Below are 15,190 nucleotides of genomic sequence, written 5' to 3'. Positions count from 1 at the left end.
CGGACCTTCTTTTACACCTGGTTGTTGACCTGAGATGATTGTATCCTGCCTGTTCAATACCGTAAAATGATTGCTATAGATGAGCTCATTAAAAAAATTGATGGGATTGAACCGGAGGTTTTGGGGGATGGAGCTAACCGACTTGAAAGTGTTTATAGCTATTGTGAAGGAAGGCAGCATTACCCGCGCAGCTGAGAAGCTGGGCTATGTACAGTCCAACCTCACTACAAGGGTGCGAAAGCTGGAATCGGAGTTGGGGGCGCAGCTGTTTCTTAGGACACCGAAGGGGGTAGTCCTCGCCGAGAAAGGAATTATTTTGTATAAATATGCCTCGGACATTCTCATGCTGGCCGAGGAGGCAGCCAAGGCTGTCAAGGAACCTGACTATCCTTGCGGTCCACTGTCGATCGGCGTGGTGGAGACGATAGCTTCAACGGCCCCATTTATTCAGGCGCTGTCCGAATTTCAGACCCAATACCCTGAGGTGAGCTTGTCATTGGTGACTGCAACTTCGAAGGAGAATTACGAGAAAGTTCTGGATCGGCGCTTGGACGGCGCCTTCTTGACCGGGGAGTTTGAACTCTCCTCACTGCAGATCGCCTTTGAAATACAGGAAGAAGTGGTGCTCCTGACGCCTGCAGGCCAGGAAACAGAAGCATTTGCTAAGACGGGGAATCCTGCATGGGTCGTGTTTCCGAAGGGCTGCCCACTGCGTGCTGCGAACGAAGATTGGCTTCATAGCAAAGAGGAACAAGGTATGAATATAATCGAGGTCAGCACTTTGGAGACCATGCTAAATTGCGTACGTGCGGGAATCGGCAGTGCGTTTCTGACCCGGATGGCTGTGACTGCGACTGCGGATGAAGATGTTGTTCGCATGTATCCGGTCCCCGAACAATACCAATTTGTGACCACGCGGTTGGTGTCCCGGAAGGAGCAGTTCCAGAGCCAAGCGTTCCTTGCTTTCGCCGCATGTGTAAAAAGGGCAGGACAGCGGTTTAACTTGGCAGGCTATGCAAATGTTTAAGCGAAAAAGATGCCTTCTGGTTTGATCCCATACTAAAGCCATTATACAGGAAGGCAGGATCAGGCAGCGCTTAGGGAGGATGGACCTGGCTGTCTCCGGGCATGTTAAGTGAAAACAAGTGGGGAGATGAAGCTAGGATGTCCAGAAGAAACCGAAAATACGCGGTGCCAGGGGTTGCCAGGGACATGCAGACGTTTAAAGCAGAAGTCATGCGGCGCGAAGGGTATGACGTGGACCCGAACCGGCCGGATGACGTAAAGTACGAAGTGGCCAAAGACCTCGGCGTGCCGCTCAGTCCGGACGGCAATGGCGAGCTCACGACGGAATCGGTCGGCCATGTCGGGGGCAAAATCGGCGGCTCGATGGTCCGCGAGATGATCCGGCTGGCCCAGCAGCAGCTGGCGGAGAAGGACGGGCAGAAGTAGCGGCATTAGGCTGCGGCATGGCGGCTTCTCTCAGTGAGCAAGGATTGCGCTGAAGACTCCGAAGCTTATACTTTTTTTATAGGTAATAAAGGCACCCCAATGTCCTAGCGGGTGCCTTTATTCTATCTCGCTATCGTTATAGTCGGTCGCGTACCGGTCCCTTGTTCAATGGCTGTACTGCTCACCCTAGCTGCACATCAAACGTCGTTTTCTCGTTCGGCACGCTCTTCACGGATATTTTCCCTTTATGCTGCTCGACGATCGATTTGGCGATCGCCAGGCCAAGGCCGTATCCGCCGTGCTTGCGGGAGCGGGAGGCGTCGACGCGGTAGAACCGGTCGAAGATGTTGTCTAAATGCTCTGGGGCGATGCCCTCACCCGTGTTCGTCACCCGCAGCAGCAGATGGTTATGCTGCTTCTTCAGGCTCAGATGGATCGAGCCCCGTGGATTGGTATATTTGACGGCGTTGTCCAGCAGGATCATGACGACCTGCTTGATCTGCTCACTGCTGCCGGTCAGGGTCAGACGCGGCTCGATGTCGTAAGTGAAAGACAGCTCCTTTTCGAAAATGACCGCTTCCAGCGTAAGAATGACGCTTTCGACGGCTTCGCTGAGATCAAACGGCACGAAGATCATAAGGCCCCGCGCATCGTCCATCTGCGTCAGGTATAGGAGGTCGTTGGTTAGGGTCTTCATGCGCTCGGTCTCTGATTTGATATGCTGGAGCCATTTCGACTGCGACCGGATCGTCTCGTCACTGTTGGCCAGAAGGACATCAGCGTTCGTGTTGATGACCGCAAGCGGCGTCTTTAGCTCATGTGAGGCGTCTGCGATAAACTGCTTCTGCTTGTCGAAGGCTTCGCGGACCGGCTCGATGGACCGGTTGGCGAAATATCGGCTCGTCAGATAGATGACCGCCAGCATGACCAGCGCCACGATGGAAAAGGTGTAGATCAGGTTGGTGATGATTTTCAGCTGTGCCGTCACGTCCAGGAATACGATGGAATAGCCGCTGGGAGTCTGCTGCACGCTGTAAGCCCAGCGCGTTCCTTCGAGGGTGAACTGGGCGTTGCGGACGGGCTTGGAAGCCGCCTCTTCCTTGGCCGTCTCATAGAACGTATCCTCCATATCAAACCTCGTATTCTTGGACAGGAGATTCCACTCCCGGTCGGTCTTCAGCTCGAAGGATACCGACAGCTCCGGCGGGGGGATCTGCCCGCCTTCCCGGGGGTGGCGTAGATCGGTATCTCCCGTGGCGGGCAGCTCTCCGCCGATGCCTCCGGATCCCTGAATCTGTGCGGCGCTGCCGCCCGTGCCGGACAGGCTGCCCGTTTTGCCGCCGCTTCCGGTCTGCGCCAGCGAAGCCCCGCCCTGCCCGGAGCCTTTCCCCGGGCTTTGCTTTCCGGGCCCGCCGTCCTTGTGATAAAACTCCGAGACGCGCTCCAGTTCCATGCCGATGTCGCGGCGCACGTTTTGATAGGTAATGACGTAAATCGTGGCAAAGGCGACCAGCATGATGATGGTGATGATGACCATGTTCATCAGCAGGAACCGGTTGCGCAGCTTCTTGAACATTAAGAAGTCGCCTCCAATACATAGCCGACGCCCCGGATCGTGCTGATCCGCACCGAGGCGTTCAGGAACGCCAGCTTTTTCCGCAAAAACGAAATATACACTTCCACGTTATTGTGCTCCGCATCGGAATCAAAACCCCACAGCTTCTCGATCATTTGCTCCTTGGACGTCACCGCCGACTTTCGCAGCATCAGCAATTCGAGCAGCTCGCACTCCTTCAAAATCAGCTTCAGCTCCTTCCCGTTGCAGCTCAGCTTGAGCGTGGACGTGTTCAGCTCGATATCCCCGAATTTCAGGCCGTCCTCGGGGACAACCTCGCCTTTGCGGCGCAGCGCCGCCCGGATCCGGGCAAGCAGCTCGCCCGTCGAGAACGGCTTGGCGACATAATCGTCAGCTCCGCAGTCCAGCCCCGTAATCGTGTCCGAAATTTCGCCCTTGGCGGTAAGCATAATGACCGGCGTTGCAATGCCTTCGGCCCGGATCGTCTTCAGCAGCGTAATTCCGTCCATCCCCGGCAGCATGATGTCGAGCAGCAGCAGATCATAGATCCCGCTGAGGGCGTTATCCAGTCCCGTCTGGCCGTCGTGGACGGCATCGACGGAGTAATGGTTTTTCTTCAAAATCTGGGTCAGTGCCTCGGCCAGGTTAACCTCGTCTTCCACAATTAATATCCGCATGATCGTAATCTCCTTCATACCTCTAGTGCAGCGTTATTGTCCCTTAATTATAAGAAGCGAACCTTTAATCAACCTTTAACGCCTTGAATTGCAGCCTTTCGGGCTGCGGCCGGGCGGACCTGAACCTCAGCTCCTTCGCTTGTCCCTTATTGTACAATGGTGAGCTTGTTTTGTAATCGGCATGTAAACGGAATGTTATCGCAATGTTTAAGATTCGTTAAAGGTTAAGCCATTAAGCTACAAACATGAAGGGCGATGAGCCCGGGTGAACCTGTAACGAAAGGAGCGACATGACGATGGCTATTGAAGTGTTTAACCGGTATGAGAACAAGTATCTGATGGACACCAAGGCTTTTTACAACATTTACAACGACCTGATGGCATATATGGAACCGGATGAAAACAACAAGGATAACAAGTTCTACACCATCAGCAACTTGTACTACGATACGGAGCATCATACGCTCATCCGAACGAGTTTGGCCAAGCCCAAGTACCGGGAAAAGCTGCGGATCCGGTCGTACGGCGTGCCGGAGAGCGATGCCAAAGTATATCTGGAGCTGAAGAAGAAGGTGTTCGGCCTGGTGAACAAAAGAAGAACTTCGCTCAAGCTTCATGAGGCATACGAATTCGTCCGGACAGGGGTGCCGCCGGAGTTCCGGAAGGGCATGAACCGCCAGGTGGTCAGCGAAATCGAGTATTTTCTGAGCCGGTACGAGCTGAAACCGATGGTGTATCTGGCATACGACCGCATTGCCTTGTTCTGTAAGGGGAACCGGGATCTGCGGATTACCTTCGACACCAACATCCGCTCGCGGCGTTACGATCTTGCACTAGAGGCCGGGGATTACGGGGATCAGCTGATGGAGCGGGGACAGTGGCTGATGGAGGTCAAGGCCGAGAAGACCATTCCGGTCTGGCTGTCCAAAATGCTCTCCGAGCATCAGATGTACCGTACAAGCTTCTCCAAATACGGGAACGAGTATAAGAAATCGATACGCCATGCTAATGCACCAGTTGTGGAAAGGGAGAGAGTTGTTTTATGATCGATTCTATTTTGAGTTCGTCCGCTGCGGACACGACCTTATCGTTATCTCATGCGCTTTTGACGCTGGCTATCGCCATCGTGCTGGGTGCCATTATCAGCTTCACTTACATGAAAACACAGCCTGCCTATTCGCCGAGCTTCACCCTAACGATGATGGTGCTGCCGGCGATCGTAGCCATCATTATTATGCTGATTGGCAGCAATATCGCCCGGGCGTTCAGCCTGGCCGGAGCCTTCTCGATCATCCGGTTCCGGAGTGCGCCGGGAGACTCGAAGGACATCTCCTATGTTTTGTTCTCTATGGCGGCGGGGTTATCCGCCGGTGTTGGCGCCTTTGGGTATGCGGTTCTGTTTACAGTGATCCTCTGCGCGCTGATGTACGTTTTGAAGCTGATTAAATTCGGCACCCGCAAAGACGCGATCAAAACGCTGAAGGTGACCATTCCTGAGAACCTCGGTTATGAGGAGGCGTTTGAGGAGATTTTCCGCAAGCACAATGTCGAGTATGAGCTGAAAAAGGTCAAGACCACCGAGCTCGGCAGCCTCTATGAGGTGGTCTACTCGGTGAAAATGGGGCCGCAGACGAACCAGAAGGAATTTCTGGATGCGATCCGGACCCGCAACGGCAATCTGGACATTACGCTGACGATGAACCCTGCGGTGCAGGAATATTAAACGAAAGAGGTTGATCCGATGAAACATTCCTATAAGACGAAATTTGCCGCGATTCTGATCCTGTCGGCCATGCTGGCCTCCGGGTGCACGACCAATGCGGCGAGCAATACGACGACAGCGGCGGACGGCACGGCGACCGAGGCGACGGAAACGACGACAGTGAATGCGAGCGAAGCGAACGCGAAGCTGGCCAGCCTGAAAATCAAGGATCTGGTGGAGTATGACGCCGACGATACCACGGTAGATTGGTCAGCCGGTGACTCCACGGTCATCAAGCTGAACGGGACGGACGCGACCGTGACGGGCGCAGGCGCAAAGTCCAGCGGAGGCGATGTAACCATATCCTCGGCCGGAACGTATGTGATCAGCGGCAAGCTGCAAGGCGGCAGTATTGTGGTCAATGCAGGTAAAGATGACGTCGTGCGTTTGGTGCTGAACGGAGCGCAAATCGCGAGCTCGGACAGCCCAGCGATCCAGGTTAAGCAAGCCGGCAAAACGGTGCTGACGCTGCCGGAAGGGACGCAGAACACACTGTCGGACGGCACGAAGTATGCGGATACGTCCGATGAGGCGCCGACGGCGGCCCTGTTCAGCCAGGACGATCTGACGATTAATGGCACCGGCCAGCTGACCGTGCAGGGGAATTACAAGGACGGCATCACCAGCAAAGACGATCTGAAAATCGTCAGCGGCACGCTGAGCGTCAACGCAGCCGACGACGGCATCGTCGGCCGCGATCTGGCCGCCGTAAAAGCGGGCACGATCAACGTCAACGCCGGCGGGGACGGCTTCAAGACGACTTATGACGGAGACAAGACCGATAAAGGGTATTTGCTTATCGAGGACGGCACGTTCCATGTTGAATCCGGCAGCGACGGCTTCCAGGCGGCGGCTTCTCTGCTGATCGCCGGCGGTACCTATGATGTCGTGACCGGCGGCGGCAGCGCGAACGCCGAGCCGCATGAGGAAGAAATGCCGATGCAGCGCCCTGATTTCGGCGGCCAGTCAGGAGCGGACGGACAGGGAGGTGAGTCCGGGGCCCAAGGCACAGACAGCGGTACGGCTGCGGATTCGGTGAACGGCACCTCGGCATCGGCTTCGGCTAAGGATTCCGCATCCCAGGTGAAGGATGACACCGCTGCGAGTACGAACAGCAGCAGTGGAACAGACGCGGATGCGACGCAGACGGAGGATGAGGAAAGCGAGTCCACGAGTTCGAAAGGGCTCAAGGCAGAGGCAGGCATCGCTGTTTCGGGCGGCACGTTCACGATCGACTCGGCGGACGATACGGTGCACAGCAATGGCAGCATCCTCGTTTCCGGTGGCCAGCTGGATCTTGCGACCGGTGATGACGGCATTCACGGCGACGTATCGATCGTCATTTCCGGCGGCAAAGTGAACATCAAGAACAGCTACGAAGGTATTGAGGCGGCGGATATCAGCATCGCCGGCGGCGAAGTGAACGTCGTCGCGAGCGATGACGGCGTAAATGCTTCCGACGGCAGCGGCAGCTCGGAAGGCCCGGGCGGCATGTTCGGCGGACAACCGCCGGCAGGCATGCCGGGACAGGCGCCGGATCAAGCGGCCGGCAGCCAAGGACAGACGGGCGATCAGGCGCAGTCCGGAACGTCTGCGCAAACGGGCAGCAGCTCGTCGTCCGGTACGGGCTCGGCGCAGTCCGATGCGCAGGCGAATGCGGGCAGCCAGGCGGCGCAAAGCGGCTCGGCTGACCAGAACGTCGCCCAGCAGCGTCCGGATGGCCAAGGGATGCCTGGCGGCCCGGGTGGAAGCGCCGGCACCGCACAGCTGACGATCAGCGGCGGCTACCTGACGGTGAATGCGCAAGGTGACGGTCTGGATGCCAATGGCTCCATCACGATGACCGGAGGCACCGCGATCGTAAACGGTCCGACATCGGGCGGCAACGGCGCCCTTGATTATGACGGTACGTTCGAGCAGTCCGGAGGTCTGCTGGTTGCCGCGGGCAGCGCCGGTATGGCCCAAGCGCCTTCGGAAAGCTCGTCGCAGCGTTCGGTGCTCATGACGTTCCCGAGCACGGTGAAGGCGGGCACGCTGGTGACGCTGGCCGACAGCGCAGGCACACCGGTCCTGAGCTTTGCACCGGCTAAAGACATCCAGACCATCGTCATTTCCACGCCGGATCTGAAGTCCGGAGAGACCTACGCCTTCTACACGGGCGGCACCTCGACAGGCACGTTGAAGGACGGATTGTACACGGGCGGCAAGCTGACCGGCGGCACGAAGGTCGTCAGCTTCAAGCTCGGTGACACGGTCACGTATGTGAACGAGTCCGGCGTGACCACTGGCGGCGGTGGATTTGGCGGCGGCTTCGGCGGAGGCCGGGGTCCGGGAGGCAGAGGAGGAGCGAACGGCAGCGGATCGGGCGCGAGCGGTCAAAGCGGCGCCTCCGGTACCAGCGGCAGCACATCCGGCAGCGGAACAAGCAGTACCGGACAGTCCGGAACGTCGGGCTCCGGCAGCTCGGGTAATGCTGATACAGGCACATCCTCGATCTAATGACCGGCACGAAGTAGCGAGAATATGCGGTGATATGCACGGGTAACGCAGAGCCCCCATTTTTAATGGGGGTTCTTTTTGCCGTGGTGTGGCTGGGCGCTGCCGATAGGAGGTTGCTTTTTCCCCGAATGTTCGCTTTACTATATACGAAAAAAGTACAGAATATTAAATATAATAGATTGATTTACGGAGGCCTTTGAGAATGGCGAAAACAATCGTGGAGAAGTTGAACCTGCAAAAATATAATAAGACGGCGGTACTGCATCAACCGGAAGGGGAGGATCTGCTGGCCGGTCTGGAGTCGTACGATACCGAGCTGAAGGACGGCGGTTACGATCTGATTTTCGCCTTTGTGCTCGATATGGAGTCTCTGCAGGGGCTTGTACGGAAGGTGATTGACGGCAATCATCTGAACGAAGGGGGATATTTGTACGCAGCATATCCGAAAAAGGGAAACAAGGTTTACTCTACCTATATTCACAGGGACGAGCTTCTGGAAGGGTTAGGCGCGGATGAGAATGGATTTATTGGGACAAGCAGCATCAAATTTGCGCGTATGGTCGGATTGAACGACGTGTTTACGGTCGTCGGCCTCAAGGCGGAGAAGCCAAGCAAAAAGCAGCCGTCCTCAAAACCGAGCCAATCCGTTGGCGATTATGAAGCCTTGATTCCGGAGGTGGAGAAGGATCTGCAGGATTCTCCGGAAGTGCTTGCCTTCTACCAGTCCCTCACGCCGGGATACCGCCGGGATTGGGCCCGGTACATTTACAGCGCGGTACAAGAGGAGACCCGGGAGAAGCGGCGCGAGGATATGAAAACGGCTCTGGCGGCGGGCTATAAAACGATGGACCTGTATCGGAGAAGATAAGGAGGCGGCTTGGGATGAATTCAAAGCAGGGCTTGGACATGCTGGAGCGGGTGAGGGGCATCTGCCGTCCGCTTCCGGAGGTGGAGGAGATTATTGACGGCTTTGGCCACAACGTCATGAAAGTCAGAGGCAAAACGTTTGTCATGATGGGGGAGAACGAGGGCGTTCCGAGCCTTTCGTTCAAATCGACCAAGGAAGAGCAGTTCCTGCTGCTGCAGCAGGAAGGCTACGTTAAAACGCCTTATATCGGACACCACGGCTGGGTTTCCGTGGATAAATCGTCCGTCCCGGACTGGGACGAGCTGGCCGTGCTGATCAAGGAGGCGTATCTGCTGGCGGCGCCCAAACGGTTGGTGAAGCAGGTCATCGAAGGCGCATAATTTTGGAGTTTAGCACAGAACTAGAAACATATTCCTTTCTCCGGACGTCTATAATCTAGGCGGTCCCTGGCAGATCGATTGAGCTAGGTTCGTCTGAGATGAGATAAAATTTCTGAGGGTAAGGAGAAGTTTCGATGTCGACAAAATTCAAGTTAACGAGTTTACTGCTGTCTGCGGCTTTGGTATGCGGGGCGGTACCGGCTTTTGCCGCGGAGAAGGCGGCTCCCAAGCCTTTGAGCCAGACCTTCGACCAGATGGTCATCATTCCTTATGATTATCACGGAAAAGCTTTTATTAATGGGGAGAAAACCGACCTTTACGGTGATTATGACATCGTCCAGCGCAGTGGAAGGGTCCTGGTGCCGATCCGCCTGATGGGAACGCTGGCTTCGCAGTTCCGCTCCCAGGGTGAGTGGCAAACGATTTGGGAAGCGAAAAATCCGGATGACGTTACTTTTGTGAACTATGGGTTGAAGAAAACGATCAAGTTCAAAGTGAACAGCACCACAATGCTGGTGAATAACGAGTCCAAAAAGATGGACGTGGCTCCGCAGAAAATCGGTGGCCGGGTCGTTCTGCCCCTAAGAAGCGCAGCGGAGGCGCTGGGCAAAAATATCCAGTGGCTGGACGGCCTGATCGTGATGGGAGACGAAGTCGTTGACGAGAAGAGTGCCGAAACACTGGCTGTCAAAAACCGCATTTTAACCCAACTACAGGACACCCGGAAGCCGGTGACGGATGAAAGGGTACTGACGCCGATCACTAAATACGGAGACGCGCTGTACTATTATAAGCAGATCTATCAAAGCAGCGGCACCTTAGAACGGTTATATCGGAAGGCTGACGGCAAAAAGGAAGTTCAGGTTAACATTCCGGGGGAGCCGGCACTGCACAGTGCTAAGGTCATCGGGCACGATCTGTATTTCGTATCGACGGTGAGTAACCAAGGGGTTCTGTATGCTTTGGACCTGACCAACAATAAAGTTCGGAAAGTGAGCTCGCTCGCAGATTGGAAGCCGTCGGACGGCTGGCTGCAGAATGTCTCGATGATTGACAATGAGCTGTACGTGAACCTTCATAGCGGCGATCTTACGATGGGATCGGAGACATTGTATCGAGTCCTCAATGGTACCCTGAAAGAGGTAACAGGTGCCAAAAGCTTGATCGGGCCTGTCAAGTCGGGTGATTTCCTGTATCATGCCGACTTTAACATTATGGGCAAAACGGTCGATAACTTAAGCCGGGTTAATCTCAAGACTGGGGAGAATAAGGCGATCGGCCAGGACGACTTCGTCTATGCCATCAACCGGAAGCAGCATGACGGGGGCGGGACCAGCTACAGCGTTAATGATGCCATTTACGTCAAAGGGGGCTTTGTGTACGTGCTTGGATACAAAGACAGCGACCCGAAGGATGAGGGCTCGGTGTACAAAGTCAACCCGTCTGACCAGACGCAGGTGAAGCTTACTCCTGCCGCCGGTCCGTTCTGGATGGTTGATAACCAGATTTATTATGTGGACGGTGCGACCGGTTATTTGGCCAAGACCGATGTGAACGGAGCGGAGCCAAAAACCGTGATTTCCAGAAAGGTGCTTAATGCCCAGCTGTTGAATGGCAGCTTGTACTACACCTCGAACGATGCCGGCAGTTCCTACGATCCGGGCATCCTGTACCAATATGACTTCGCGACTGGCAAGGAAATCAAGCGCAGCGACAAGCCGGTAAGCTCGTACTACATTGGAAAGAATGCGATTTACTACCTGTCGGAAGGCTACGATCCTGGAATATACAAGATTGACGCGAAGGGGAGCGCCCGCCTGGTATCCGACCGGATTCAAACGGCAAAGCTTACGGATGAAGGTTTGGTGTACACCTTGACCTACAAGGAAGGGGTTTATTCGGTAAAATAAACCGATTCCGTTGGTCTGCCCGGGTAAACGGGCAGGCCATTTTATTTTCCTGCAAAAAGGAGTGGTGACCATGTATGAGCTGAAAACGAAAGAAACCGATGACAGTGTGCTCGACTTCATCGAACAGGTGGAGCATCCCGGCAAGAAGCAGGATGCGTATTGGCTGCTGGATATTTTTACAGAGACGACGGGGTATCCTGCGAAAATGTGGGGGGCGAGCATCATCGGCTTCGGTTCGTACCATTACAAGTATGCGTCAGGTCACGAAGGGGATGCGCCGCTCGTCGGCTTTTCACCCCGCAAAGCCAAGATCAGCCTCTATTTCGCCCCTGGTGAAGAACAGCGTGAAGCCCTCCTGAAGGACTTGGGCAAGCATACCTCCGGCAAAGGCTGCGTCTATATCAACAAGGTTGCGGATATCGATGCAGACGTGCTGAAGGCGCTGATCCGGCAGTCGGTTAAGCATTTGCAAGAAACCTATCCGGCTGGGGAGTGACGGCAGGCTGCCCGGGTCACAGAGCCGTGTCGATAGGCGGTAAAACTCGTGCAGAAGGTGGCGGAAATTAGCGAATTTTGCTAAATACTTCTTTCGTTTTGGCGGGACGCTCCTTTATACTTGCTCTATGAGTTTTACTGCACTGACAACAAGGAGTGAGCCCCATCGTCCTGTTACATGAATCATATAATTTATGGATCGTTATGCTCTCGTTCATCATCGCCGTATTTGCGTCCTATTCGGCTCTCAACTTAGCGGCCAAAATATCAAGGTCGCGGGGCAGGACGCAGAAATGGTGGCTGGTAGCCGGCTCTTGCGTCATGGGCAGCGGGGTATGGTCCATGCATTTCGTCGGCATGCTTGCCTTCCATTTGAACGTGCCTGTGAATTATGATATTCCGATTACGCTGTTATCGATGCTGTGCAGCATTGTGGCGTCATTTATTGCATTCCAAATGCTGCTGTCCAAAGGCGTGAACTGGGGCAAGTTTGCCTTAAGCGGGTTCTGCATGGGCAGCGGCATCGTGGCGATGCACTATACCGGAATGGCCGCGATGCGTCTTCCGGCCGAGATTATCTATGACCGGTCTTATTGGCTGCTCTCGGCAGCCATTGCGCTTGCGGCTTCTTACGTGGCGCTGCTGCTGTTCCTCCGCTTTCGCGATCATACCGAGGTCAGCTGGTGGAAGTGGGCTTCAGCTCTGGTCATGGGACTGGCCATTTGCGGCATGCATTTTACCGGCATGAAGGCCGCCGATTTCTGGTGCGGGAACCCGAATGTGATTGTTTCTACCGATGCCGGAGAGATGAACCTTTTGCTGCTGGCCGGTGTGACGATCACGACGTTTTTTATCCTGATGGTTTCGTGGGGAGCGATGTTTTTCGACCGTCACGTGTTGGAGAAAATGGCCTACAGCGACCCGTTAACCGGGCTGCCTAACCGGCATGACCTGAATCGGCTGCTTGGCGAGGGAGTCGACACCTCGAAGGAAACCGCCGTTTTGTTTATCGACCTGGATCGATTCAAAACGATCAACGATACGCTGGGTCATGACATCGGCGACATGCTGGTTCAGGAGGTGGGAAGACGTCTAAGCGGGTATCTGCAGGATGACCAGAAGGTGTTTCGCCTAGGCGGTGATGAATTTCTCGTGGTTGCGGAAAACTGCGGTCAGGCCTTGGCGGAGGAGCTTGCGTCCGGCATATTGGAGGTCGTCACCCGACCGTTTGTCCTGCAGGGCAATGAGCTGTACATTACGGCCAGCATTGGCATTAGTCTGGCGCCCAAGCATGGAACGGACCGGGCGTCGCTGCTGAAAACGTCGGATACGGCCATGTACAATGCCAAGAATGCCGGCAAGAACCGGTACTGCGTATTTGATGACGACATGGATAAAAGGCTGCTGCGCCGGCTGGAGCTGGAAAAGGATATGCGCGGAGCGTCGGAACGCCAGGAGTTCTACGTCGTGTACCAGCCGAAGTGGGATGCCCAGACGGATACCCCCGTCGGACTCGAGGCGCTGATGCGCTGGCCGCACCCCAAATTCGGCGTCGTCTCACCAGATGAATTCATCCCCATCGCCGAAGAAACCGGACTGATCATCCCGATGACCCGGTGGATCCTGGAAGAGGCCTGCCGCCAAAACAAGGTGTGGCTCGACAAAGGCATGCCTTCGATGATCGTGTCGGTCAATGTGTCTGTGCGCTTGTTCGAAAGCCAGCATCTTCTGTACATGGTAGAACATGCGCTTCGGACGACCGGGCTTCCGGCCCGGTACCTGGAGCTGGAGATCACCGAATCGACGATGCTGTACGATGTGCCCGATATGATCCGGCAGCTGAATGAGCTGCGCGAGATCGGGGTACGGATATCGATGGACGATTTCGGATCGGGGTATTCCTCGCTCGGATCCCTGGATCAAATTCCGATCGACACGATCAAGATCGATCAGCTGTTTGTCCGGGAAAGCGATTCACCCTCCAAACGGGCGATCGTGGGCGCCATCATCGATATGGCGCTAAAGCTTCATCTGGAGCTGGTGGCTGAGGGCGTGGAAACGAGGGAGCAGATCGATTTTCTCCGCGCATCCGGATGCAACGTGATGCAGGGATATTTCTACGGCAAACCGATGAATATCGAACAGATGGACGAGTGGCTGCTGCAGAATGCGGGCAGGCCGATCGGAGAAACGTTGGTTTGAATAAAATAAAAAGGATGCGGGTTGTAGCTGGCATCCTTTTTTTTACAGGCTATTTTATTAATCATCTTCGGGATGGTTATAGGTGAAATTCTCAGCATGGTTGATAGAATCGTTCCGCTGGTTCTGAACCAAAGATTTCAGCTCTCGAACCTCCCGGCGCAAATGCCGCAGCTCGGTACGCATATTGGATTTATCCACGGCCAGCCGGACCAGCAAAAAGAAAATTGCCAAAATAACTCCCCACATTATCAGGACGGCTACCACGCCGCCCATACCTATCATACTAGCACCACTCATCTTAGCATTTCATCTCCCTTCTCCATCGCTATCGGTTATCTGCTATATAAGCAGGGTGGAGTTCACACAGCCTATAAATGACGCTCGTTGACATCTATTTATAACAACGCCTTGGAAGCACAAAAGTTAGAGAAGTGCGGAGAAGTTTGCCGGCTATGGGCTTGGATTAACATGCTTGTCGATCAGATCGCACGAAAAACCCACTCGCAGACAGTCGCGACTGGGCCTTGAAAATGCTTTTGAAGCTCCTTACATATCCGCCAGCGTAGACCCTGTTTCCAGGAAGGTTTTCATTCCCGAAAGGACGAGCGGCAGGCCGTTCTCCAGCACGCCCGCGGTAGGGAGCGCCTGTTCGAAATCGTCATGGACGGCCGTAACGAGCGTGACGCCGGGAATTTCCGCGTGCTGTGCGATCTCCCACGTGACGCGGGAAGGCGCATCGTTCTCCGTACCGGGCAGATTGACAAACTGCCAGCTCACGGCCAGCTTATGCGGGCGATCCAATTCAAGGATGACCCCCTTGACCTTCTTTTCCCCCTCCGGGCCCAGCAGTTCAAAGGAAGAGCCGATTTCCCAGGAGGATTGAATGGCACAATTGAACCAAAACTTTGACGTTTTGGCCGGGTCGGTAATCGCCTGCCACACCTGCTCAGGACTCGATTTAATGGCGATCCGGCTGACATGCTTCGGTCTGGTTTCCATTTGCGTCTCACGCTCCAATTCGAATTGAAGTGATGTTAATCCTGCCGCCCAAGGTTCGGCGTATTTGCTGACCCATCGTTCGTATATCTGGCGGATGGGCACGGCGTTAAGGTAGTGCAGCTTCTCCCGGCCGACCTTCCTAGTCGTAATGAGTCCGGCTTCCTCCAGCAGGTTCAAATGCTTCATCACGCCGAACCGGGACATGTCGAGCGGGGCGCACAAGTCGTTCAGCGTCCGTCCGTCATGCGCCTGCAGCAGGTCCAGAAGGGTGCGGCGCGTGGGGTCGGCGAGGGCTTTAAATATTAGATTGTCCTCCAATCGTAACACCTCCTTTACCTCATGCATTGAAAAAGTGGAGCAATGCCCTTGA

General features: G+C 55.1%; 14 protein-coding genes. 10 read left to right on the top strand and 4 right to left on the bottom strand.

Annotated elements, in window-relative coordinates:
• Window positions 1-127 precede the first annotated feature (127 nt).
• Both K2F33_RS05955 and K2F33_RS05950 read left to right on the top strand, forming a co-directional pair.
• The gene (locus K2F33_RS05955; protein WP_263881241.1) at window positions 128-1,027 is read left to right on the top strand and encodes a LysR family transcriptional regulator; all 900 of its coding nucleotides are present in this window, start codon (window positions 128-130) and stop codon (window positions 1,025-1,027) included.
• Window positions 1,028-1,164: 137 nt separating this feature from the next.
• Window positions 1,165-1,452 (top strand): alpha/beta-type small acid-soluble spore protein, encoded by a 288-nt coding sequence (locus K2F33_RS05950; RefSeq protein WP_076172276.1) that lies wholly within the window; start codon window positions 1,165-1,167, stop codon window positions 1,450-1,452.
• Between the two features lie 181 nt (window positions 1,453-1,633).
• On the opposite strand, the gene K2F33_RS05945 is transcribed toward K2F33_RS05950, so the two are convergent.
• Entirely contained in the window at window positions 1,634-3,028 is a 1,395-nt protein-coding gene (locus tag K2F33_RS05945) for a sensor histidine kinase (protein WP_263881240.1), read from the bottom strand.
• Window positions 3,028-3,705 (bottom strand): response regulator transcription factor, encoded by a 678-nt coding sequence (locus K2F33_RS05940; protein WP_076172272.1) that lies wholly within the window; start codon window positions 3,703-3,705, stop codon window positions 3,028-3,030. The genes K2F33_RS05945 and K2F33_RS05940 overlap by 1 nt, the downstream gene beginning before the upstream one ends.
• A 296-nt stretch (window positions 3,706-4,001) precedes the next feature.
• Here K2F33_RS05940 and K2F33_RS05935 point away from each other — a divergent pair, with 296 nt between their 5' ends.
• The 8 genes from K2F33_RS05935 (at window position 4,002) to K2F33_RS05900 (ending at window position 13,821) form a co-directional block, all read left to right on the top strand.
• On the top strand, window positions 4,002-4,751 hold the full coding sequence (locus K2F33_RS05935; RefSeq protein ID WP_076172270.1) for a polyphosphate polymerase domain-containing protein: 750 nt from the start codon (window positions 4,002-4,004) through the stop codon (window positions 4,749-4,751).
• Window positions 4,748-5,428, top strand: coding sequence for a DUF4956 domain-containing protein (locus tag K2F33_RS05930; RefSeq protein ID WP_076172268.1), 681 nt, complete (start codon window positions 4,748-4,750; stop codon window positions 5,426-5,428). Before K2F33_RS05935 ends, K2F33_RS05930 begins: the two co-directional genes overlap by 4 nt.
• 18 nt (window positions 5,429-5,446) lie before the next feature.
• Entirely contained in the window at window positions 5,447-7,966 is a 2,520-nt protein-coding gene (locus tag K2F33_RS05925) for a carbohydrate-binding domain-containing protein (protein ID WP_263881239.1), read from the top strand.
• Window positions 7,967-8,168: 202 nt separating this feature from the next.
• Window positions 8,169-8,834: a YdeI/OmpD-associated family protein gene (locus K2F33_RS05920; RefSeq protein ID WP_263881238.1), complete on the top strand. Its 666-nt coding sequence runs from the start codon at window positions 8,169-8,171 to the stop codon at window positions 8,832-8,834.
• 14 nt (window positions 8,835-8,848) lie between these two features.
• A complete protein-coding gene (locus K2F33_RS05915) occupies window positions 8,849-9,214 on the top strand; it encodes an MmcQ/YjbR family DNA-binding protein (RefSeq protein ID WP_263881237.1) in 366 nt (121 codons plus the stop codon).
• Between the two features lie 134 nt (window positions 9,215-9,348).
• Window positions 9,349-11,124, top strand: coding sequence for a DUF5050 domain-containing protein (locus tag K2F33_RS05910; RefSeq protein WP_263881236.1), 1,776 nt, complete (start codon window positions 9,349-9,351; stop codon window positions 11,122-11,124).
• Between the two features lie 70 nt (window positions 11,125-11,194).
• Window positions 11,195-11,620, top strand: coding sequence for a DUF1801 domain-containing protein (locus K2F33_RS05905; protein ID WP_200634050.1), 426 nt, complete (start codon window positions 11,195-11,197; stop codon window positions 11,618-11,620).
• A 155-nt stretch (window positions 11,621-11,775) separates the two neighbouring features.
• Window positions 11,776-13,821: a bifunctional diguanylate cyclase/phosphodiesterase gene (locus K2F33_RS05900; RefSeq protein WP_412973966.1), complete on the top strand. Its 2,046-nt coding sequence runs from the start codon at window positions 11,776-11,778 to the stop codon at window positions 13,819-13,821.
• 57 nt (window positions 13,822-13,878) lie between these two features.
• On the opposite strand, the gene K2F33_RS05895 is transcribed toward K2F33_RS05900, so the two are convergent.
• Both K2F33_RS05895 and K2F33_RS05890 read right to left on the bottom strand, forming a co-directional pair.
• Entirely contained in the window at window positions 13,879-14,118 is a 240-nt protein-coding gene (locus K2F33_RS05895) for a hypothetical protein (protein WP_143811912.1), read from the bottom strand.
• A gap of 249 nt (window positions 14,119-14,367) precedes the next feature.
• Window positions 14,368-15,138 (bottom strand): ArsR/SmtB family transcription factor, encoded by a 771-nt coding sequence (locus tag K2F33_RS05890; protein ID WP_263881234.1) that lies wholly within the window; start codon window positions 15,136-15,138, stop codon window positions 14,368-14,370.
• Window positions 15,139-15,190 lie beyond the last annotated feature (52 nt).

Origin of the sequence: Paenibacillus sp. PSB04 (assembly GCF_025809195.1) — a bacterium.
GTDB classification, from domain to species: domain Bacteria; phylum Bacillota; class Bacilli; order Paenibacillales; family Paenibacillaceae; genus Paenibacillus_AQ; species Paenibacillus_AQ favisporus.
Note: the sequence above shows the minus strand (reverse complement) of the source record. Positions and strands in the feature narration are given on the sequence as shown.

Bases quoted from the DNA above. Each gene is read 5' to 3' on its own strand.
- K2F33_RS05895 (WP_143811912.1), bottom strand. From the start codon at position 14,118: ATGAGTGGTGCTAGTATGATAGGTATGGGCGGCGTGGTAGCCGTCCTG.
- K2F33_RS05920 (WP_263881238.1), top strand. From the start codon at position 8,169: ATGGCGAAAACAATCGTGGAGAAGTTGAACCTGCAAAAATATAATAAG.
- K2F33_RS05915 (WP_263881237.1), top strand. From the start codon at position 8,849: ATGAATTCAAAGCAGGGCTTGGACATGCTGGAGCGGGTGAGGGGCATC.
- K2F33_RS05950 (WP_076172276.1), top strand. From the start codon at position 1,165: ATGTCCAGAAGAAACCGAAAATACGCGGTGCCAGGGGTTGCCAGGGAC.
- K2F33_RS05935 (WP_076172270.1), top strand. From the start codon at position 4,002: ATGGCTATTGAAGTGTTTAACCGGTATGAGAACAAGTATCTGATGGAC.
- K2F33_RS05940 (WP_076172272.1), bottom strand. From the start codon at position 3,705: ATGCGGATATTAATTGTGGAAGACGAGGTTAACCTGGCCGAGGCACTG.
- K2F33_RS05905 (WP_200634050.1), top strand. From the start codon at position 11,195: ATGTATGAGCTGAAAACGAAAGAAACCGATGACAGTGTGCTCGACTTC.
- K2F33_RS05955 (WP_263881241.1), top strand. From the start codon at position 128: ATGGAGCTAACCGACTTGAAAGTGTTTATAGCTATTGTGAAGGAAGGC.
- K2F33_RS05930 (WP_076172268.1), top strand. From the start codon at position 4,748: ATGATCGATTCTATTTTGAGTTCGTCCGCTGCGGACACGACCTTATCG.
- K2F33_RS05910 (WP_263881236.1), top strand. From the start codon at position 9,349: ATGTCGACAAAATTCAAGTTAACGAGTTTACTGCTGTCTGCGGCTTTG.
- K2F33_RS05925 (WP_263881239.1), top strand. From the start codon at position 5,447: ATGAAACATTCCTATAAGACGAAATTTGCCGCGATTCTGATCCTGTCG.
- K2F33_RS05945 (WP_263881240.1), bottom strand. From the start codon at position 3,028: ATGTTCAAGAAGCTGCGCAACCGGTTCCTGCTGATGAACATGGTCATC.